This is a genomic window from Flavobacterium sp. LC2016-13 (assembly GCF_009707955.1).
Lineage (GTDB): Bacteria > Bacteroidota > Bacteroidia > Flavobacteriales > Flavobacteriaceae > Flavobacterium.
Genome location: NZ_WMDQ01000013.1, coordinates 129215 through 149824, shown reverse-complemented (window position 1 = coordinate 149824; position 20610 = coordinate 129215). Strand labels below are relative to the sequence as shown.

Genomic DNA, 20610 nt, shown 5'->3' with positions numbered 1-20610 from the left:
TTATTAATTTGGTTTCGTGTAGTAAATCTCAAGCTTAAGTCTATTAGCATCCGTAACTGTACTTGTCCCTCCAAACAATACTGTTCCTAACGGATTCAAAACTGTCGCTCTAGGCGCTTCTGAAATAACGCTATTTTTTAATTTTAATTTATTAGAAGCTACAACATTTATATCATCAACAACTACCAACCCTAATCTTACATTTTTTGCAGTCGCATCTTTAATAAGATTTCGAATATGACTTGTTAGTCTAATTTTATAAGTAGTACCTCTTTTAGTAGTTGCATCTACATTTATTATTCCTCCATAAATAACTTTAGTCATTCTTGGATCAGATGTTATACTTGATGTTCCATCTGCAGTATAATCAACAATAGGAATATTATTATCTAAATCGTACAAATAAACTCTTTTTGCTTCCTTCGCCTGTAAATTATCTGCACCTTTTACAGCCATTTGATCAGCATCAATATGAAAAACCAAATTAGCTTCATTCACCATCCATTTATTCGCTCTAATAGTTTCTAATTTAGCAGCAAAATCTTTAAGTTCTAAAACCGCTAAAGATCCTTGTCCGCCTTTCAAATAAAGCCTGTCATCTCCAGTTTGTTTTGCGTTCTGTATTGTACTAAGATAAGTTGGATCTTTAACATCATTAAGCAAACTAGCAGTGCTTCCTGTTAAATTAATCACTAAAGTTCTATCGTCTTTTAATTTTGGATCATCAGTTGTAATATCAGTTAAAGCCTTATATTTAATGGTAATTTTACCTTGAGCAAAATTAAGCAAAGCCATATTGCTTGGAAGACTTCCTGATTTTTCTACTTTAAAGTATAAACCTCTAAAATACTCCTGAAAAACATCAGCAGTCGCCAATTTTGCAGCAGGAGCTTTTAAAATTCTGTCAAAGAAAAAAGTTTTATTTAAATTTAAACGCATTTCAGGCGCCACTTTCGTAGTTACATCTTTACCATCAGTTCCTGTTGTTACATCAGTGATTTCATTTGAATTAAAAAAGAATTCATCATTTTCAAAAGCAATATTCCTGTCGTTTAATCTATTTCCAACCTTCTTTGCGTCAAAATTTATATAATTTCCATCAAGATTTGTATCCATATCAGTATTATATAATTGCCCTACCTGTGTACCGTTCTCAACAGAAGTCGCACGCATTTGAACACCAGATTCATAAACACTTAACTTAATCTTTCCTTCAGGTGCGCCATAAATGGAATCTAATGCATAAGCCGTAGTAGTAGTACCATCAGTATTTGTAGTTACACTTGTTGCGTGACTAAAATAAGGTATACTTAATACTACACTCACAATTTCTGGTTCATCACCAATAGTTGGCGCATAACTTGCAAGAGTAACTTGTGTAGCAAAATTTCCGGTAGTAGTTCCTAATACAGGATTATCATAAATACCTAAAGCATTAACTATTAACCCATTTGATTGAATTGGAGTTATTTCCTGATTATAAGCAACAACATCATAGTTTTCTGCTTCCAACCCAAAATGGTCATCTCCGATTAAATTATCACCGATGGCGTTAAAATCTTTATCGCAAGAATATAAAAGAACAACTGTAGCAGCTAATAGAATTTTCTTAATAAAAGAAGTATTGTACATGTTTAATAATAAAGTTAAAATTTTAAAGACCCATCGTTTTATAGAAATTTGTATACGCCTCTGCGAATGCATCTTTCGTGGCGAAAGGTAAAAAAGGTTTTCCTGAAGATTCTATAAATTTTGTTAAACTTGGAGATACGTTTTCAGATGCTATAATTACAGCATCAGAATGTAATATACTGGCTTTTAGAACATTTTCATAATTTGGGGTTTCCAAATCAGCAATTGCTTCATGAGGAACACCGTCAAATTTCACCTTGTTTATCATTTCTAAATCTAAATTTTCATCAAAAGATTGTCCATAAACTGAGGTTACAATTTTAGTTTCAGAAAATAAAGCTTCATTTTTATAGTAATGTTTCATGTAAATTGGCAACATTGCAGCCAACCAACCGTGCACGTGAATTATATCCGGAACCCAGTTTAGCTTTTTTACTGTTTCTACAACGCCTTTAGCAAAAAATATAGCACGTTCGTCGTTATCAGGGTACAATGCTCCTTCTTCGTCGGCAAAAGTTGCTTTACGTTTGAAATATTCATCATTATCAATAAAATAAACCTGGATTCTTTCTTTCGGAATTGAAGCTACCTTGATAATCAACGGCATATCTAAATCATTCACTACCAAATTCATTCCTGAAAGTCTTATTACTTCGTGTAACTGATGTCTTCTTTCGTTGATATTTCCATATCTTGGCATGAAAATTCTTATCTGACCACCTTGATCATTAATCATTTTCGGAACGTCATAAGACATTAAAGAAACCTCATTTTCAGCCAAATAAGGCACGACTTCAGATGATACATATAATATCCTCTTATCTTTCATAATAGTATTTTACTTAATTTTTGGTAATAAAAACGTTGCAAAATTACAAAATTTTATGCAGTTTATAACTAATATATTATGTTTGCACTAAATTTTAATAATACCAACATGCATATTTTCTACGGTAAAGTAGCTTTGATAGCTTATTTAAAAACTATCAAAACCGCAAATTCGACGATCGGGTTTGTACCAACAATGGGCGCTTTACATCAGGGGCATCTGGCTTTAATGCAAAGATCTCTTAAAGAAAACGACGATACTGTAGTTAGTATTTTCGTAAATCCAACACAGTTTAACAATCCCGAAGATCTTGCAAAATATCCGAGAACTCTGGAAGAGGATGTCAAGAAAATGCGTGTTTTAAATGACAAAATCATATTGTACGCACCATCTGTAGAAGATATTTACGAAGGTAACACCGTTTCGCAGGATTTTGATTTTGACGGATTAGAAAATCAAATGGAAGGAAAATTCAGACCTGGACATTTTAATGGTGTTGGTACTATCGTAAAAAGGCTATTTGAAATCGTTACTCCCACAAATGCTTATTTTGGAGAAAAAGATTTTCAGCAATTGCAGATCGTTAAAAAAATGGTCGAAAAAAATCATTTGCCTGTAAATGTAGTTGGATGTCCTATTTTTAGAGAAGACAATCAATTGGCAATGAGTTCAAGAAATGAGCGATTAACGCCTGAAGAACGCAAAGAAGCTTCAATTATTTATAAAACTTTAACCGAAGCAAAAGAAATATTTAAAACAAAAACTCCTCAGGAAACTATTGAATTTGTAGAAAATTCTTTTAAAGATAATGAAAGATTTGATCTTGAATATTTTGTTATTGCTGATGAATCTACATTATTACCTATCGATCATAAAAGTAAAGACAAAAATTACCGTGCATTTATAGCGGTATTTGTTAATTCTATAAGACTGATTGATACCATATCATTAAATTAAATTACCTTTGCAACATGCAAATTCAAGTTATAAAATCAAAAATTCATCGTGTAAAAGTAACTGGAGCTGATTTAAATTATATTGGCAGTATTACTATTGACGAAACATTACTAGAGGCTTCAAACATTATTGAAGGCGAAAAAGTAGCTATTGTAAACATCAATAATGGCGAACGTTTTGAAACCTATGCTATTAAAGGAGAAAAAAATTCGGGCGAAATTACCCTGAATGGTCCTGCAGCAAGAAAAGTTCAAAAAGACGATATTATTATCATTATTTCATATGCAACCCTGGAATTTGAAGAAGCAAAAACCTTCAAACCCTGGATCATTTTCCCAAATGAAAACGATAATTCGCTAACCTAAGCTTTTCTTTTACACTTATTTTCCTTTCTATTTGGCAGAATTATTTGTCAGATAATATTTTCTTTTGCCTCAACTCAAAATAAAATTTCAGTAAGGGCTTTATTGCTATTTTTAAAATCCCAAAATAATAAAACAGCAAATAAAGTGTTATATTGCTACACTATTTCGATACTTTTTAATTCACTGAAATACCACAAATCATGAAGAAAGTTTACCTACTATTTGCTTTAATCTCTATGTCTGCATTTGCACAGAAAAAATTTGACAATATTAAATCTGAAAAACTCGGAGAAGAAAGAAGAATAACTATCGGACTTCCTGAGTCTTATGAAGCTAATCCTGAAAAAAAATATCCTGTTTTATATTTATTAGATGGAGATTATTTATTTGATCCTTTTTCTGGAGCTTTAAGTTATGGATCATATTGGGGAGATTTACCGGAAGTGATTATTATTGGAATTCATCAAAATAAAAATGACGAACGCGAAGATGATTCAACAATTGATCAAAATACCGGACTTCCATTTGAAAAAGGAGCAGAATTTTTTGAATTCATTGGCGGAGAATTGGTTCCGTATATCGAAAAAAAATATCGCACATCGCCTTTCAGAATTATTGCAGGTCATGATGTAACAGCAAGTTTTATTAATTTTTATTTGTATAAAGAACAACCGCTTTTTAACGCATACATATCTTTTAGTCCTGAACTTGCTCCTAAAATGGAAGTTCGAATTCCTGAAAAATTTGCAAAAGTAACGGAGCCATTATTTTATTATTTATCTGCAGCAGACGGAGATAATAAAAAAATAAAAGAACCAATTGAAAAGTTAGACAGCAACATTAAACTTGCTAATAATCCGTTGGTAAATTATAAATACGATTTGTTTAAAGGCACAACACATTACACGCAGGTTTTACATGCAATTCCGAGCGCTTTATATCAAATTTTCGAAGTTTACAGACCTATAAATTCTGCCGAATACAATGATAAAATTGCTGTTCTTGAAACCGGTTATGCCGATTATCTGGAAAACAAATACAATGTAATGTCGAAAGTTTTGGGAGTTCAGATTCCGGTTAGAATGAGTGACTTCAAAATAATTGAAACGCTTATTTTGAAAAAGAATGCTTACGACGAATTAGGTAAAATGGCCGAAATTGGAAACGTAAATTACCCAAAAGCGATGTTAGGCGAATATGAATTAGGTTTGATGTACGAAAAAATGGGTGACCCGAAAAGAGCCTCAAAAAAATACCAAAATGCTTCGCAAATGGAACCAATTGGGGATTTGAACAAAGATGTAATGTATGAGAAAATCGACGAGATGAATACACTTGCCAAAAAAACTAAATAATGTCTAAAGTTAAAACTTCATTCTTCTGTCAAAATTGCGGAACTCAATATGCCAAATGGCAAGGGCAATGCAATGCTTGTAAAGAATGGAATACTATTGCCGAAGAAATTATTCAGAAGCAGGAAAAAGTAGCGTGGAAAAGTGAACCAACTTCGACAAGTAAAGCGCCGCGCCCATTAAAAATTAATGAAATTGATTCAGCTCAGGAAATCCGAATGGACACAACTGATGGCGAATTGAATCGTGTTTTAGGCGGAGGTTTAGTTCCCGGATCTTTAACGCTTTTGGGCGGAGAACCCGGAATTGGAAAAAGTACGCTTTTACTTCAAATTTCTTTAAAATTACCTTATAAAACACTTTATGTTTCTGGTGAGGAAAGTCAGAAGCAAATAAAAATGCGTGCTGAAAGAATCACGCCAAATAGTGACAATTGTTATATTTTGACGGAAACTAAAACGCAAAATATATTCAAACAAATTGAAGCTATTGAACCGGAAATTGTAATCATCGATTCGATTCAGACTTTGCATACGGATTATATTGAATCGACTGCCGGAAGTATTTCTCAAATTAGAGAAACTACGGCCGAACTAATCAAGTTTGCCAAAGAAACCAATATTCCGGTTATTTTAATTGGACACATTACTAAAGACGGAAATATCGCCGGACCAAAAATTTTAGAACACATGGTTGATACTGTTTTACAATTTGAAGGCGACCGAAATCACGTTTATAGAATTTTACGTTCGCTTAAAAATCGTTTTGGTTCTACTGCCGAATTGGGAATTTATGAAATGTTGGGAAGCGGTTTACGAGAAGTCAGCAATCCGTCTGAAATATTAATTTCGCACAAAGACGAAGAAATGTCGGGAACTGCAATTGCTACAACCATGGAAGGCATGCGTCCGCTAATGATTGAAATACAATCTTTGGTAAGTACAGCAGTTTACGGAACACCACAACGCAGTACAACTGGTTACAACGCCAAAAGGCTAAACATGATTTTGGCTGTTTTAGAAAAAAGAGCCGGATTTCGTTTAGGAGCAAAAGATGTATTCCTGAATATAACCGGAGGAATTTCGGTAGACGATCCTGCAATTGATTTAGCTGTTGTTGCAGCCATTTTATCATCAAACGAAGATATTCCGGTAACGAAAGGATTTTGTTTTGCTGGTGAAGTTGGACTTTCGGGCGAAATCAGACCTGTAAATCGTGTAGACCAACGTATTCAGGAAGCCGAAAAACTGGGTTTCAACACTATTTTTGTATCAAAATACAATAAAATTGCCGTAAAAAATACAGGAATCAAAATTGAACTCGTGGCTAAAATTGAAGATGTAGCCAGTATTTTATTTGGTTAAAACAATATAAATTTTGCAAAAAAAAGGCTCATGCGCACTAACGTGTTCATGAGCCTTTTTTAATTTTATATAAAGGTTTAGTCTGTTGTAATTCTGAAGCTTCCTTCTGTTACTGCAAATGTTTCTTGTCCTGAAGTTCCGTTAAGTGTAAATGTTCCTTCAATTTTAGTATCAGTTTTAGCAGTAATGTTTATCGTTCCTGATGTTGCGCTGGCATTATTTATACCCGGCGCAAAAGTAAAACTTGCCTGATAAGTAGTCCCAAGGCTTGACAAATCATACACTACCGGATGACTTCCAACAGTAAAAGCGGTAGGCATCCATAAAGAAACTTTTTTATAAGTATCATCAATTCCTGTGCTTCCATAAATATTTAAAGCGCCTGACACAGAAATAACAGGATCGAATTTATATTCTGTTCCTTTATACTTAAACTTGATAAAGTCTCCTGTAATTACTGTCTCTTCCTCCTTAGGTGTATCTGGTGCATCGTCACTACTGCATGAAGATGATAAAGCTAATGCAAAAAAAGCAACAGCTAAAAACATAAATTTTTGTAGGTTTTTCATTAAATTGGGTTTTTAAATATGATTAATCAAGCAAATATAAACGTTAACCATTTATAAGCTATTATAATTTCAGTAATTACCCCTATAAAGAAACATAAAATTCAATGCAAATGTTAATTATAAAGAAAAAATTTACTTTACTTTAAAGTTATTAAATCCATTTTTTAAAACTGATATTAAAATTTAGAAGAAAATCTTTATACGCTGATAATTTTAAATTTAAATTTACCCTAGATTTGACAACTGAATAAATTCCACCTCAAATTATATTTATGAGATTTCCAAAACAAAAAATAATTAAAGCACTTCTAATACTTGCACTGGTATTGGGAGTGCTTTTTTTAGGTTTTTACTTTTTTCGTGATTCCCTTTTAAAACAGGCTATTGCAAAAGTAACCCTTAAAATGAATACAGAATATAACAGTAAATTTTCTGTAAAATCAGCTTCTTTTGATGGTTTATCCGGGATTAAATTAACCGATGTCATTTTGGTTCCTAATAATGCTGACACTCTTTGTCATATTCAAAAAATAGAAACAAGCATTAGTTTGTCTAATTTATTAATAGGCGATGTTCAGGTTGGAACTTTAAAAATCGATAACGGTTATATTCAATTAGTCAAAAAAGGAAAAATCAGGAATTTTGATGCCTTTTTAAAAAGAGATAAATCAGATTCTGATAAAAATGAAAAACGAAAATATGCCACTTTCGCCTATCGAATTATTTCAAAGTTATTGAATTTGGTTCCAACAGACATGAAATTGGAAAACCTGAATTTTAAAATTGATGATAATGGCAAAAAAGCGTCTATTGCGATTAATAAACTTGTTTTAAACAACAAACAACTCGAAACCAATCTTCATGTTCAAAGTAAAGATTTTGATCAAAAATGGAATATCAAAGGCTTTGCTGACCCGAGAAATAAAAAAGCTGATATTCGCTTTTTTAATCTTGATACCGGAGCGATTCGCGTTCCGTATCTTGACGAACGTTATAATTTGAAAGCAAGTTTTGATTCTATTCGATTGAATGTTGAAAATATTGATAAAGACGGAAGCGAATTGCATATCGATGGCTACACTTCTATCACAAATTTAAAAATCAATCATCCTAAAATTGCCAGCAAAGATGTTGTCATTAAAAATGCGCGTTTTGATTATCGTTTTTTACTTGGCGATGATTTTATTTCGATAGACAGTACTTCAACAATGCAATTAAACAAAATAAAAGTAAAGCCATATATATCTTATAACACAGAAAAAGATACGGTTTATACTTTGAAAGTGGATATTCCGAAAATGAAGGCGCAGGATTTTATTGTTTCGTTGCCTGACGGATTATTTACGCACTTTCAGGGAATGGAAGCGACTGGAAATTTCGATTATAAACTCGATTTCAAATTCAATAAAAACAAACCAAATACTTTAGTTTTTGACAGTAAACTGAATAAAGAAGATCTGAAAATCACTAAATACGGAGAAGCCGATTTAAATAAGTTAAACGGAGAATTCGTGTATCGCGCGATAATCCAGAACGTTTTGCAGCGACCGGTTTTGGTTGGAAGTGCAAATCCAAATTATACTCCTTTAGATCAAATGTCGCCTTATTTACGTAAATCTGTTTTGACGACAGAAGATCCGTCTTTCTTTTCGCATCGCGGATTTATTAATGAAGCTTTTAAACAATCGATTTTAAAGAATATCAGAACGAAAAAATTCTCTCGCGGCGCCAGTACAATCAGTATGCAATTGATTAAAAACGTTTTTTTAACCCGGGAAAAAACACTTTCACGTAAACTGGAAGAAATTCTGTTGGTTTATATTCTTGAAAACAATCGCGTTGTAAGCAAAGAAAGAATGCTTGAAGTTTATTTCAATATTATTGAATGGGGACCAAATGTATACGGAATTGGTGAAGCGAGTCATTTTTACTTTCAAAAAAGCCCTTCAGCTTTAAATGTTGATGAATGTTTGTATTTGGCTACTATTATTCCGAAACCTCGAAAATTCATGTATCAATTTAATGACGAAGGAAATCTGAAAGATTATGCTATAAAAAATCAAAAATTCTTAAAGAATTTAATGTTCCGCCGTGGATTATTAGTTCCTGAAGATACACTTGGCCAATTGCCTGTTTATATCTCAGGAAACGCGCGTTCTTTAATACGAATCAAAGCGCCGGATTCAACCGCAGTTAAAAATGATTCTTTATCTATGGAAGAGGAATTTGATTTATAAACACAGATTTCACGAATTAAATTTAATTCATTCATAAAAAAATTCCACAAATTAACACAGATCAGTCCGTGATAATTTGTGGAATTTGTGTTTATTTAAAAATCTCTAATTATGGTGCGGGATCAGGAATAATAGCCTGAACTTTATCAATTTCTGCTAAAATTTCTTTAGAAAGAACAACATCAATTGTATCGATATTTTCTTTTAATTGTTCTAATGTTGTTGCTCCAATAATAGCACTTGTTACAAAAGGCTGTTGTAATACAAAACCTAGCGCAAGTTGTGTCAACGTTAATCCGTGTTTGTGAGCGATTTCCTGATATAGACGTGTTGCCTGCGTACATTGCTCGCTGGCGTATCGTGTATATTGCGGAAAAAGTTTAACTCTGGCGTTTGGATGTTCTTCTCCAGTTAAAAATTTACCGGTTAAAGTTCCGAAACCTAATGGAGAATACGCCAATAAACCAACATTTTCATGCATCGAAACTTCGGCAGAACCAACTTCAAAAAGGCGATTCAGTAAATTATAAGGATTTTGAACTGTTTTGATTCTCGGAAGGTTTTGATATTTACTTTCCTCAAGAAAACGCATCATTCCCCAGGCATTTTCATTTGAAACACCAATATGTTTAATTTTCCCTTCTTTAATTAATCCGTCAAAAGTTTCAAGAACCTCTCTAAAATTATCTTCCCAGGCATCATCCTGAACTTTAAAAGCACGTTGTCCGAAATAATTGGTTTTTCGTTCCGGCCAATGCATCTGATAAATATCAATATAATCTGTTTGAAGACGTTTTAAGCTATTTTCTAAAGCATATTTAATACTTGCAGGCGAGAAATCGATTTTTTCACGCATATAGCCAAAACTTGCGTTTGGTCCGGCAATTTTAGATGCTAAAACAACTTTATCGCGATTTCCTGATTTTTTAAACCAGGTCCCAATGATTTTTTCTGTGTTTCCGTAAGTGGCTTCGCTTGCCGGAACTGAATACATTTCGGCAGTATCAAAAAAGTTCACACCTCTTTCAAGCGCGTAATCCATTTGAGCATGACCATCAGATTCTGTGTTTTGTCGTCCGAATGTCATTGTCCCGAGACATATTTTACTAACTTTTATATCGGTGTTTGGAATTGTAGTGTATTTCATTTTTTTTCTAAGGTGCTAAGATGCTGAGTTACTAAGGTTCTAAGTTTCTCTTTTGAATAATAAAGCTTCAAAGGTACAACTGTATTTTTCAAATGAAAATTCGACAAAAGTTAAAAAAATTACAAGATTTTTTTAACTTTCTGAGTCCCTAAGGTTCTAAGAAGCTAAGCTATAACTAGAAAAGGTTCAAAGTTTTACCTTGAACCTTTTCTTATTTTAAACTTTTCATAGGGTTTTGAAATGAATTAAAAATCCTAATCACAAAAATCGAATTTTCTTTAAATTGATACAGAATCTTATAATTTCTTATTATCATTCTTCGGCAATCAAATCTGTATTCATCAAATTGAAATTGCTCTACAAAAACAATATCTTCTGTACTATTAAATAATTCATCTCGAATTTTAAGCGCCGTTTCTTTAGAAGTACTTTTCTTTAATGAAACATAAATTTCTTTTAAATCTTCTTTTGCATTAAGTGTCCAAAAAATTTCAAATTTATTATTACTCATTATCCCAATCTTGCATTTCTTTAGCTAAATCTTCTTTCGAAATTATCCGATTATATTTTACATCATTCAATCCTTCTTCTACTTTATTTTGATATTCAGATAATGTTAAAGGATTCCCACCAACATCGTAAGATACTACTTCATTTAAATAATTATCAAAAACTGAAGAAACAATTCTTAATACTCTTTCGTCTGCTAAATCTAATTGATTTCGTATTTTATCTTTTAATTCCGGAAGTCCCATAATTAGCCTTTTTATAATTCAAAGTTACAAAAATAATAAGATAGAAAATTTCAATTTAAAAAAATCCAAATTCTAAAACCATACAGATTGGCTTTATTCTTTTACTAGTGCGAGTTTTTGAAAACTTTGCAAGAACAAAAAAGGCTCAAAGTTAAAAACTCTGAGCCTTATATCTTAGCACCTTAGTTCCTCAGAACCTTAGCACCTTAATTTATACTATTTAACATTTCAGCGATTTCATCTAATCTTGGTGTTAAGATGATTTCGATTCTACGGTTTTTAGCTTTTCCTTCCGGAGTAGCATTACTTGCCAACGGAGAAAATTCGCTACGACCTGCAGCTGTTAATTTTTGTTTATTGATTTTAGTGTTTTCACTTAAGATTCCCACAATTGCAGTAGCTCTTTTAGTTGATAAATCCCAGTTGTTTGCAATTGGACCTGAACCCGCATACGGATCATCATCTGTATGTCCTTCAATAAGAACCGAAAGATCCGGATTATCTCCTAAAACTTTTCCTAATTCTACAACTGCTCTTCTACCTTCGGTACCAACTGCCCAGCTTCCTGAATTGAAAAGTAATTTATTTTCCATAGAAACATAAACTTTTCCATTTTTCTGTTCAACTGTCAAACCTTTTCCTTCAAAACCGTTTAACGCTTTAGATAAAGTTTCTTTTAGTTTTTTCATTGCAGCTTCTTTCGCAGCAATCATCGCTTCAAGTTCGTTCAAACGACTTGCTGTTTTATCTAAACGTGCTTGTTCTTCAGCTAATTTTTTAGATTTTGCTTCTAATTGTGCTAACAATTCACGGTTTTTAGCCATATTGCTTTCTAATGCATCGTTGCTGTTTTTCTCTAATGCATTGTATGAATCCTGCAATACTTTGTATTTTCTTTGCTCAGCAGCAAGATCTGCTTTTTGTTTTGCAAGATCATCTTTCGTACTAGCCAAATCCTTGGTTAGTTTATCACGATCTAGTTCTAATTCATTTTTGGATTTTTGCAAATCAGCATTCTGATCAGCAATAGAACGATTTTCTTTTTTCAGATCTGAATATTTTGATTCAAGATCATTGTAAATTTTCTTGGACACGCACGAAGTCATAGACAAAGCTAAAACCAGTAATCCGATGGAAGTTTTTTTAATCATTTTAATTTTGGTTTTTATTTGGGGTATATTAATAATTCAAAATATCTTGTTTTAGCGAGAGTGTTTTTTTAAAATTTCAAAAAACAACTCTTAAACTGCGATCCCTCATAAATCACTATTCACCTAACAAGAACAATACCAAACTTATTCAATTTCTACCAAAACCGGACAATGATCTGAATGTACTGCATCTGGCAAAATTACTGCACGTTTTAATTTATGCTGCAAAGAATCACTTACCAGATTATAATCAATACGCCATCCTTTATTATTTCCTCTCGCTCCTGCACGGTAACTCCACCATGAATAATGATGCGGATCTTTATTGAAATGACGGAAACTATCAACAAAACCAGATTTCATAAAACCATCAAGCCAGGCACGTTCTGCAGGTAAAAATCCTGAAACCGTTTTATTACGAACCGGATCATGAATATCTATCGCTTCATGGCAAATGTTGTAATCGCCACAAATAATCAAATTTGGAATTGTTAGTTTAAGCTCGTTAACATAATTCTGAAAATCATCCATAAACATAAATTTATGGTCTAATCTTTCAATATTTGTTCCTGACGGAAGATATAAACTCATTACAGAACAATCGTCAAAATCAGCACGAAGATTACGACCTTCAAAATCCATGTGATGAATTCCGGTTCCGAAAACCACATTATTAGGTTTTATTTTAGATAAAATTGCTACTCCACTATATCCTTTTTTTGTTGCAGGATAATAATATTGATATGGATAACCGGCATCAGTAATAGCATCTACGGGAATTTGCTCTTGTGTTGCTTTGATTTCCTGAAGACAAATAACATCTGGATTTGCTTGTCGTAACCATTCGATAAATCCTTTTGAAATTGCGGCTCTGATTCCGTTTACGTTATAAGAAATAATTTTCATTCAAGTTTTTTTTAGGAATCCAAATGTAATAAAAAAGTGGAAAGTTTGTGTTTGAATCAACGAAAAGTAGAGTTTTTTGTTATCTTTGTTCGCTGCTCTAATAAATTAAAAATAGTACATGGGTTTAGTTACCGCGAAAGAAGTTGCAAAAGCAATAAATGTTGAGAAGTACGGAGTTTTTGGTACTTTTTCTGGCTGGATTCTTATGAAGGTTCTTAAGATATCGACCCTGAATAAAATATACGATCATAATAAACATTTAGAAGACGTTGCTTTTTTAAACGGAATATTGGATGAATTGCAAATTAAATTTGAGATTCCGGAAGAAGATTTAAAACGTTTACCTAAAGATGGCGCTTATATTACTATTTCAAATCATCCACTTGGAGGAATTGATGGTATTTTACTTTTGAAATTAATGCTTGAAAGAGAACCAAATTTCAAAATTATTGCCAACTTTTTATTACATCGTATTGTACCATTAAAGAAATACATCATGCCGGTTAATCCTTTTGAAAATCATAAGGATGCTAAATCGAGCGTTGTTGGAATCAAAGAAACTTTACGCCACTTAAGCGATGGAAAACCTTTGGGTATTTTTCCTGCCGGAGAAGTTTCGACTTACAAAGACGGAAAATTAATGGTTGATAAACCTTGGGAAGAAGGTGCTTTAAAATTAATCAGAAAAGCAAAAGTTCCTGTAGTTCCTATTTACTTCCATGCTAAAAACAGCAAATTATTTTACTGGCTTTCTAAAATAGATGATACTTTGCGTACTGCAAAATTGCCATCGGAATTGTTAACTCAAAAAGATCGTGTCATTAAAGTTCGTATTGGTAAGCCAATTTCGGTAAACGAACAAAACGAAATCGAATCGTTTGAAGAATATTGTGAATTCTTAAGAAAGAAAACCTACATGTTGGCAAATCCTTTTGAAAAGGATACCAAATTAATTGATACAACAAGTCTTAAAATACCAAAAGCGCCTAAAAAAATTGTTACGCCGGCAAGTGAATCTAAAATGCTTGACGAAGTAAATGCTTTAAGAGGCAGCGATTGTCGTTTATTGCAAAGTAAAAACTATGAAGTATTTTTTGCAACGGCGAAATCTATTCCGAATATTTTACATGAAATTGGCCGTTTACGTGAAATTACTTTCCGTGAAGTTGGAGAAGGAACCAATGAATCTATCGATTTAGATAAATTTGACCAATATTATCACCACATGTTTTTGTGGGATGATGAAACTAAAAGAATTGCAGGTGCTTACCGAATGGGATTAGGTTCTGAAATTTACCCGAAATTCGGAATTGAAGGTTTCTACTTAAATGATCTTTTTAGATTTGAACCTGAATTGCACGATATGATGCATAAATCTATCGAAATGGGACGTGCTTTTATCGTAAAAGAATATCAGCAAAAACCAATGCCTTTATTCTTGTTATGGAAAGGTATTATTCACACAACATTACGTTATCCTGAACACAAATATTTATTAGGCGGAGTAAGTATCAGTAATCAATTTTCAGACTTTTCTAAATCGTTGATGATTGAGTTTATGAAATCGAATTATTACGATCCTTATATCGCACAATATATTCATCCGAAAAAAGCTTATAAAGTAAAATTAAAGGATGCCGATAAAGACTTTATCTTCGATGAAGCAGAATCAGACTTAAATAAATTTGATAAAATTATTGACGAATTAGAACCAGGAAATTTACGTTTGCCTGTTCTGATTAAAAAATACATCAAACAAAATGCACGTGTTGTTGCGTTTAACGTCGATCCTTTATTTAACAACGCTATTGACGGTTTAATGTATATTAGAATCGCAGATATTCCTGAAAGCACTATGAAACCGGTTATTGAAGAGTTTCAAATAGAATTGGAACGTAAATTATCTGAGAAAGAAGATTAATTGTAAATCATTATAAAATTCAAAAATCCCATTTGCCTAGGCAAATGGGATTTTTTGTTACAATTTTTATTTATAAACTAGCGTGAAATCTTCAAAATATAAAAGAAAAACGCATCTCATAATTTTTGAGATGGTTTATTATATTTTTAGAACCAACCCTTTTGACCTACCTGATAGGTCTGGTAAAAATCTTCATCAGTTTTTGTCAGGTAAATAATCCCTTCAATTAAACCAATAAGACCTCCAATACCAATAAGTCCTAAAATTAGCTGAATAAGTCCTTCTTTAGTATATCCTAAATAAAATTTATGAATCCCTAATGATCCTATTAAGATTGCCAAAATTCCGGCAACAACTTTTTTATTCTCTTGTCCGGCGTTTCCAAACTCTGATTGTGAATTTCCCATATTCTAATTTTTTAAATTTTAAGTGTAAATCATTTCAATTCAAAAAAACCCATTCGCTGCTGCAAATGGGATTTAATTATGTTTTCAGAACCAGATTGACTGATGTAATATATCATCAAAAGAATTATTTTTAATAAAAAGAACAAGTCTTATTAAATGATAAAAAGCTAAAAAATAAGCCATATTATAGGCTAGTTTTCTATTATACAGAAGCCCTGTAAAATATTCTTTTTTAGTTATAATCTCTGTTGTCAATACGATGATCGTAAGCCAACAAAATAAGATAACAAAAGGCCCCAAAATATGATAACTAAGAGATTTATAAATATCGCCCTGATAGAAATACACTAATGATTTAGTGATACCACAACCCGGACAAGGAAAACCAGTTAACATTTTAAAAGGACAAAAAGACTGATCAGATTCTAAATGGTTATTGTGATTGTGAAGCATTAAAAAAAATGGAACTATCAACGTTATTGATGCACCAATAATTGCATAAATTTTACGCTTTACTCTGCTATTATTTGTATAATCTGTTGATATCACCTTGTACGATCATTGCTGCTGCAATAGGAAAAAAGAAACCTAATACAATTAATAAAGTAGATTGGTCTTTTTGAAGTTCACCTGTTCTTTCATATACTTTTGGCAAAGCTTCTTTTCCTGCTAAATAGTAAAAATAAATATTTACCGGCATACAGCATCCAGCAAATATTGCTATTGGCTGAGAAATTACTTCTCTCTCTGCTACAGCATTAAAAACTTCAGATACTTTAATATTCCAATAAATTAAATATAAACCGCAAGTCAAAAAACCAAGCACTAATACCATAATAGGATCTACTTTGAATACTGGAATTGGCTCATTAAAATTATTAGATGTTTCTTGTAAATTGTTTTCCATTTTTGTTCGTTAAAATAATTATTTATCCTACTCTATTTTGGATTTTCGGCTTCTCCTTTTTAAAAATTTTGTTAAAATTCGAAAACAATATTAAAAAAAAATAATCTTAAAAACTAATTATCAATGCTACTTTGTAGAGAAAAAACTTGTTATTAAAAACCAAAGGATAAATGATGAAAAACATAACTTATTAATTCTTAGCGCTCATTGGCTTCATCGCCATAAAGCGTTTTAATTTTATTTACAATAACCTGTGCCAGACGTTCGTGACTTTCAAAAGTCCAACCCGCAATATGAGGCGTCAACAAAACATTTTTAGCTTCTAATAAATACTGAAATGCTTCCGGAGTGTTTTTATCCTGAAAAAGTGTTTCAAAAGATAATTTCTCATACTCCAAAACATCCAAACCTGCTCCCAGAACCTTTTTTGACTTCATGGCGCTAACTAAATCTGCCGTAACGATGTTTTTACCGCGCGAAGTATTTATAATCCAAAATGGCTTAGAAAACGCATTTATAAAATTAGTATCGACCATTTTATCTGTTTCCGGAGTCCACGGAAGATGTAAACTCAAAACATCTGCTTTTTGCTGCAATTCTTTTAACGAAACCTGTTTGGCATTTTCATCTCCCACATTTTCTAAAATATCATGAAACAAAACATCAACATCAAAACCGCGCAGTTTTTTAGCAAAGGCTTTTCCCATGTTTCCATAACCGATAATTCCAACCGTTTTTCCGTCAAGTTCGTGACCGCGATTACTTTCGCGATTCCATTGGCCTGATTTTATCTCGGCATCAGCCTGATTTAAATTATTGAATAATGACAAAATTACACCCAATGAATGTTCTGCAACAGCGTTGCGATTACCTTCAGGAGCCGCAATCAAATGAATTCCTTTTGCTTCAGCATACTCACAATCAATACTTTCTAAACCCGCGCCCACTCTGGCAATAAACTGAAGATTGGTGGCTTTGTCTAAAAAGGTTTTATCAATTTTAAAACGGCTTCGAATTACGATTCCGTTATAATCCTGAATTTTAGCCTCGATTTCTTCTTTTGATGATTTAAAATCAGCGTGATTTTCAAAACCCGCTTCTTCTAATTGTGCCCAAAGAATAGGATGATTGCTGTCGATATGTAGAATTTTGATGCTCATAAATTGAAACTTTAATTGAAGAAACAAAGTAACAAAAAAATAGCTGTTTATTATTTTATCAAAATCAATTCGGCAAGAAATGCGTAAATTCGCATAAAAGGGTATTTTATGAAAACAATTGGTTTAATTGGCGGAATGTCTTGGGAAAGTTCTGCTTTGTACTATCAAATAATAAACCGCGGCATTCAGGAAAAACTTGGAGGGGTTCATTCTGCTAAATCTTTATTGTATTCTGTCGATTTCGATGAAATTGCAATTTTGCAAAAAGAAGAGAAATGGGATAAACTAGGAGAATTAATGGTTGAAGCTGCTCAAAAACTCGAAAAAGCCGGAGCTGATTTTATTGTTTTATGTACCAATACGATGCATAAATTATCTGATGAAATAGAAAAAAATGTTTCGATACCATTGCTTCATATTGTTGATACGGCAGCTGAAGAAATTGTAAAAGACGGTATTAAAAAAATAGGTTTATTAGGTACGTCATTTACAATGGAACAGGCTTTTTTTAAAGATCGTTTACTTCACAATCATAAAATAGAAACCATAATTCCGAATGAAAAACAAAGAGCCAATATTCATCAAATTATATATGGCGAATTGGTAAAAGGAATAATAAGCAATGATTCAAGAAACATCTTTTTAGAAATAATAACTGATTTAGTTGATCAAGGAGCCGAAGGAATTATTCTGGGCTGTACCGAAATTGAATTACTGGTTACAAATGAATTTACAAACGCTAAATTGTTTAAGACAGCAGAAATTCATGCGAAAAAAGCAGTTGAATTTGCGCTGAAATAAATATCAAAGTCAAAATGAAATTAACCAAAACTTTTAAATCTTTTTTTGAAAACGAAAAATCAGGCGGACTGTTGTTGCTTTTTGTGACTATTCTTTCGCTTTATCTCGCCAACTCTCCATTTCAGATCGAATATATTTCGCTTTGGGAAAAAGATTTGGGCGGACATTCGATCACGCATTGGATTAATGATGGTTTAATGACTATTTTCTTTTTGTTAATTGGTCTTGAACTGGAACGTGAAATTTATCATGGAGAATTATCTAGCATCAAAAACGCATCTTTACCAATCATGGCTGCTTTTGGCGGAATGTTGGTTCCGGCTGCTATATTTTTAGCCTTAAATTACGGAACAACTACTCAAAATGGAGCGGGAATTCCGATGGCGACGGATATTGCTTTCGCAATTGGAATTTTATCTCTTTTAGGAAATAAAGTTCCTGCATCGTTAAAAGTGTTTTTAACCGCATTGGCGGTTATTGATGATTTGGGCGCCATTATAGTAATTGCTGTTTTTTATACTACTTCAATATCTTTTGCAAATCTTGCTGTTGCTTTAGGAATCTGGGCATTTTTGTTCGGTTTAAACCGATTGAAAGTCTATAATCTTATTCCGTATTTAATTGGTGGTGTTGCGATGTGGTATTTTATGCTGAATTCCGGGGTTCATGCTACAATTACGGGCGTTATATTAGCTTTTGTAATTCCGTTTGGAGATGGTGGAGAAAAATCTGCTTCGTATAAATTGCAGCATTTTTTACACAAACCCGTTGCGTTTTTTATATTGCCCTTATTTGCTGTAGCAAATACGTGTATCGCCATTGAAACAAATTGGCATCAGGGATTAAATCACCCAAATGCTCTGGGAATTATTTTGGGATTAGTAATTGGAAAACCTTTAGGAATCTTGCTTTTCTCTTTTATGGGAGTTAGTGCAGGCTATTGTGCATTACCGAAAAAACTGAAATGGACTCATATTTTAGGCGCCGGAATGTTGGGTGGAATTGGTTTTACGATGTCTATTTTCATTACTATTTTAGCTTTTAAAGATCCTGAAGTTATTGTTTTTTCTAAAATTGCCATTCTAATTGCTTCCTTACTTTCCGGAGTCTTTGGTTTTGTTTATTTGAAATATATCTTGTCTAAAAAAACAGTATAGCAATATGAATTCAATTAATAAAATTTGGCTTGTAATCTTTTCATTTTTAATCATTTCATCCTGCAACAATAAAAAATCGGATCAAATTATTAAAAAACATAATTCTAAAGATTATGGTATTTCTAAATATAAGAAAAATGAAGAATTTATTGGAGGATATTACGAAACAATAACTGATAATAATAATGATTGTTCTGTTTCTATTTCAATAATGGAACTTAAAACCGGCTATTTTTATATTTTACAAACAAAATCAAGAAACATAAGTGGTAAAGTGCGTTTTTCTACAAATGAATCCGGAGAAAAATATTTGGTTTTAGAAGGAATAAAATGGGATGAATACAAAGGTGAAATAAGCGATGAAGAAGAAACTGATTCAATCTCTGATTCTAAAACAGCTCCAAAAGAATTAGAAATTCCCGTTGGAATTGATGCAAGTTATGTGAAAGATACGCTGACAATTCAGAATTATGGAAACTCAATGAATTCTTACACTAAGATCTCAGAATGTGGAAGAAAGTATATTCAGTTGATTAGGAAGTGATGTTTTTTAAATTCAAATATTATAAAATGAATAGAATCAAACAAATACTCCTTCCTTCAATAATACTTATTATTATACTTGTTGGAGTTATTTTATATCAAATAAAAACATATAAGCCTTCTACAGCTTTTGTTTGCAAAATGCCTGTTCCATTTGATTTTTGCGGAACACATAAATTCACAGAAAACGGGTTGCAAGGCAAAAATATATTTAATGCCAATTGCGCTGCTTGTCATAAAAAATATGCAAGATATACCGGACCTGCACTTAGAGAGATAGATTCTTTGGTTTTCGTAAAATGGTTAACTAACAGAGAAAATAAAATTGACAGCAGCAAAATTGAATTATATGGAATTGATTATCATAAAATGACATTCTCAAAAACTTTAAACGAAAATGAAATTGCTGGCTTAATTGAGTACTGCAACAATTAACTTTAAAACTTAATT

At 32.2% G+C, this 20610-nt stretch carries 22 protein-coding genes; 10 read left to right on the top strand and 12 right to left on the bottom strand.

Annotation, left to right across the window (positions count from 1 at the left end):
* Positions 1-3 precede the first annotated feature (3 nt).
* Both GKZ86_RS21625 and GKZ86_RS21620 read right to left on the bottom strand, forming a co-directional pair.
* Positions 4-1632, bottom strand: a complete 1629-nt coding sequence (locus GKZ86_RS21625; protein ID WP_154785136.1) for a DUF4270 domain-containing protein — start codon at positions 1630-1632, stop codon at positions 4-6.
* A gap of 22 nt (positions 1633-1654) precedes the next feature.
* Entirely contained in the window at positions 1655-2461 is an 807-nt protein-coding gene (locus tag GKZ86_RS21620; protein WP_042563509.1) for a glycogen/starch synthase, read from the bottom strand.
* Between the two features lie 78 nt (positions 2462-2539).
* Between GKZ86_RS21620 and panC the strand changes: the two genes are divergently transcribed.
* From panC to radA, 4 genes are all read left to right on the top strand, one after another.
* A complete protein-coding gene (gene panC, locus GKZ86_RS21615; RefSeq protein WP_154785135.1) occupies positions 2540-3418 on the top strand; it encodes a pantoate--beta-alanine ligase in 879 nt (292 codons plus the stop codon).
* A gap of 14 nt (positions 3419-3432) precedes the next feature.
* Positions 3433-3783: an aspartate 1-decarboxylase gene (panD, locus tag GKZ86_RS21610; RefSeq protein ID WP_017495920.1), complete on the top strand. Its 351-nt coding sequence runs from the start codon at positions 3433-3435 to the stop codon at positions 3781-3783.
* Between the two features lie 200 nt (positions 3784-3983).
* On the top strand, positions 3984-5138 hold the full coding sequence (locus tag GKZ86_RS21605; protein WP_154785134.1) for an alpha/beta hydrolase: 1155 nt from the start codon (positions 3984-3986) through the stop codon (positions 5136-5138).
* Entirely contained in the window at positions 5138-6499 is a 1362-nt protein-coding gene (radA, locus tag GKZ86_RS21600) for a DNA repair protein RadA (RefSeq protein WP_154785133.1), read from the top strand. Before GKZ86_RS21605 ends, radA begins: the two co-directional genes overlap by 1 nt.
* Before the next feature lie 77 nt (positions 6500-6576).
* Here the strand turns inward: radA and GKZ86_RS21595 are convergent, their stop codons facing one another.
* Positions 6577-7068, bottom strand: coding sequence for a hypothetical protein (locus tag GKZ86_RS21595; RefSeq protein WP_154785132.1), 492 nt, complete (start codon positions 7066-7068; stop codon positions 6577-6579).
* Positions 7069-7340: 272 nt separating this feature from the next.
* Between GKZ86_RS21595 and GKZ86_RS21590 the strand changes: the two genes are divergently transcribed.
* Positions 7341-9305 (top strand): transglycosylase domain-containing protein, encoded by a 1965-nt coding sequence (locus GKZ86_RS21590; RefSeq protein ID WP_154785131.1) that lies wholly within the window; start codon positions 7341-7343, stop codon positions 9303-9305.
* A gap of 109 nt (positions 9306-9414) precedes the next feature.
* Here GKZ86_RS21590 and GKZ86_RS21585 read toward each other — a convergent pair whose 3' ends face one another.
* The 5 genes from GKZ86_RS21585 to GKZ86_RS21565 all read right to left on the bottom strand — a co-directional run bounded on the left by GKZ86_RS21585 (position 9415) and on the right by GKZ86_RS21565 (position 13264).
* Complete coding sequence (locus GKZ86_RS21585) at positions 9415-10452, bottom strand: NADP(H)-dependent aldo-keto reductase (protein ID WP_154785130.1); 1038 nt, start codon at positions 10450-10452, stop codon at positions 9415-9417.
* A gap of 211 nt (positions 10453-10663) precedes the next feature.
* The gene (locus GKZ86_RS21580) at positions 10664-10963 is read right to left on the bottom strand and encodes a type II toxin-antitoxin system RelE/ParE family toxin (protein WP_154785129.1); all 300 of its coding nucleotides are present in this window, start codon (positions 10961-10963) and stop codon (positions 10664-10666) included.
* Complete coding sequence (locus tag GKZ86_RS21575) at positions 10956-11207, bottom strand: hypothetical protein (protein WP_154785128.1); 252 nt, start codon at positions 11205-11207, stop codon at positions 10956-10958. Before GKZ86_RS21575 ends, GKZ86_RS21580 begins: the two co-directional genes overlap by 8 nt.
* 206 nt (positions 11208-11413) lie before the next feature.
* Complete coding sequence (locus GKZ86_RS21570) at positions 11414-12358, bottom strand: OmpA family protein (RefSeq protein ID WP_154785127.1); 945 nt, start codon at positions 12356-12358, stop codon at positions 11414-11416.
* Between the two features lie 144 nt (positions 12359-12502).
* Positions 12503-13264, bottom strand: a complete 762-nt coding sequence (locus tag GKZ86_RS21565) for an exodeoxyribonuclease III (RefSeq protein WP_154785126.1) — start codon at positions 13262-13264, stop codon at positions 12503-12505.
* Between the two features lie 118 nt (positions 13265-13382).
* On the opposite strand from GKZ86_RS21565, the gene GKZ86_RS21560 reads away from it, so the two are divergent.
* Positions 13383-15185, top strand: a complete 1803-nt coding sequence (locus GKZ86_RS21560) for a lysophospholipid acyltransferase family protein (protein WP_154785125.1) — start codon at positions 13383-13385, stop codon at positions 15183-15185.
* A 146-nt stretch (positions 15186-15331) separates the two neighbouring features.
* Here the strand turns inward: GKZ86_RS21560 and GKZ86_RS21555 are convergent, their stop codons facing one another.
* From GKZ86_RS21555 to GKZ86_RS21540, 4 genes are all read right to left on the bottom strand, one after another.
* Positions 15332-15592 (bottom strand): TM2 domain-containing protein, encoded by a 261-nt coding sequence (locus GKZ86_RS21555; protein ID WP_154785124.1) that lies wholly within the window; start codon positions 15590-15592, stop codon positions 15332-15334.
* A gap of 84 nt (positions 15593-15676) precedes the next feature.
* The gene (locus tag GKZ86_RS21550) at positions 15677-15988 is read right to left on the bottom strand and encodes a DUF2752 domain-containing protein (RefSeq protein WP_228526586.1); all 312 of its coding nucleotides are present in this window, start codon (positions 15986-15988) and stop codon (positions 15677-15679) included.
* Between the two features lie 127 nt (positions 15989-16115).
* Entirely contained in the window at positions 16116-16499 is a 384-nt protein-coding gene (locus GKZ86_RS21545; protein ID WP_154785123.1) for a DUF4234 domain-containing protein, read from the bottom strand.
* 197 nt (positions 16500-16696) lie between these two features.
* Positions 16697-17659, bottom strand: coding sequence for a 2-hydroxyacid dehydrogenase (locus tag GKZ86_RS21540; RefSeq protein WP_154785122.1), 963 nt, complete (start codon positions 17657-17659; stop codon positions 16697-16699).
* Between the two features lie 108 nt (positions 17660-17767).
* On the opposite strand from GKZ86_RS21540, the gene GKZ86_RS21535 reads away from it, so the two are divergent.
* The 4 genes from GKZ86_RS21535 to GKZ86_RS21520 are packed head-to-tail and all read left to right on the top strand — an operon-like array spanning position 17768 to position 20595.
* Positions 17768-18460 (top strand): aspartate/glutamate racemase family protein, encoded by a 693-nt coding sequence (locus GKZ86_RS21535; protein WP_154785121.1) that lies wholly within the window; start codon positions 17768-17770, stop codon positions 18458-18460.
* 14 nt (positions 18461-18474) lie between these two features.
* Positions 18475-19617: a Na+/H+ antiporter NhaA gene (gene nhaA / locus GKZ86_RS21530; protein ID WP_154785120.1), complete on the top strand. Its 1143-nt coding sequence runs from the start codon at positions 18475-18477 to the stop codon at positions 19615-19617.
* Positions 19618-19621: 4 nt separating this feature from the next.
* On the top strand, positions 19622-20161 hold the full coding sequence (locus tag GKZ86_RS21525) for a hypothetical protein (protein WP_154785119.1): 540 nt from the start codon (positions 19622-19624) through the stop codon (positions 20159-20161).
* A gap of 26 nt (positions 20162-20187) precedes the next feature.
* Positions 20188-20595 carry a cytochrome c gene (locus tag GKZ86_RS21520; protein WP_194632512.1) on the top strand — a complete coding sequence of 136 codons (408 nt, stop codon included), beginning with the start codon at positions 20188-20190 and terminating at the stop codon, positions 20593-20595.
* The last annotated feature ends 15 nt before the right edge of the window (positions 20596-20610 follow it).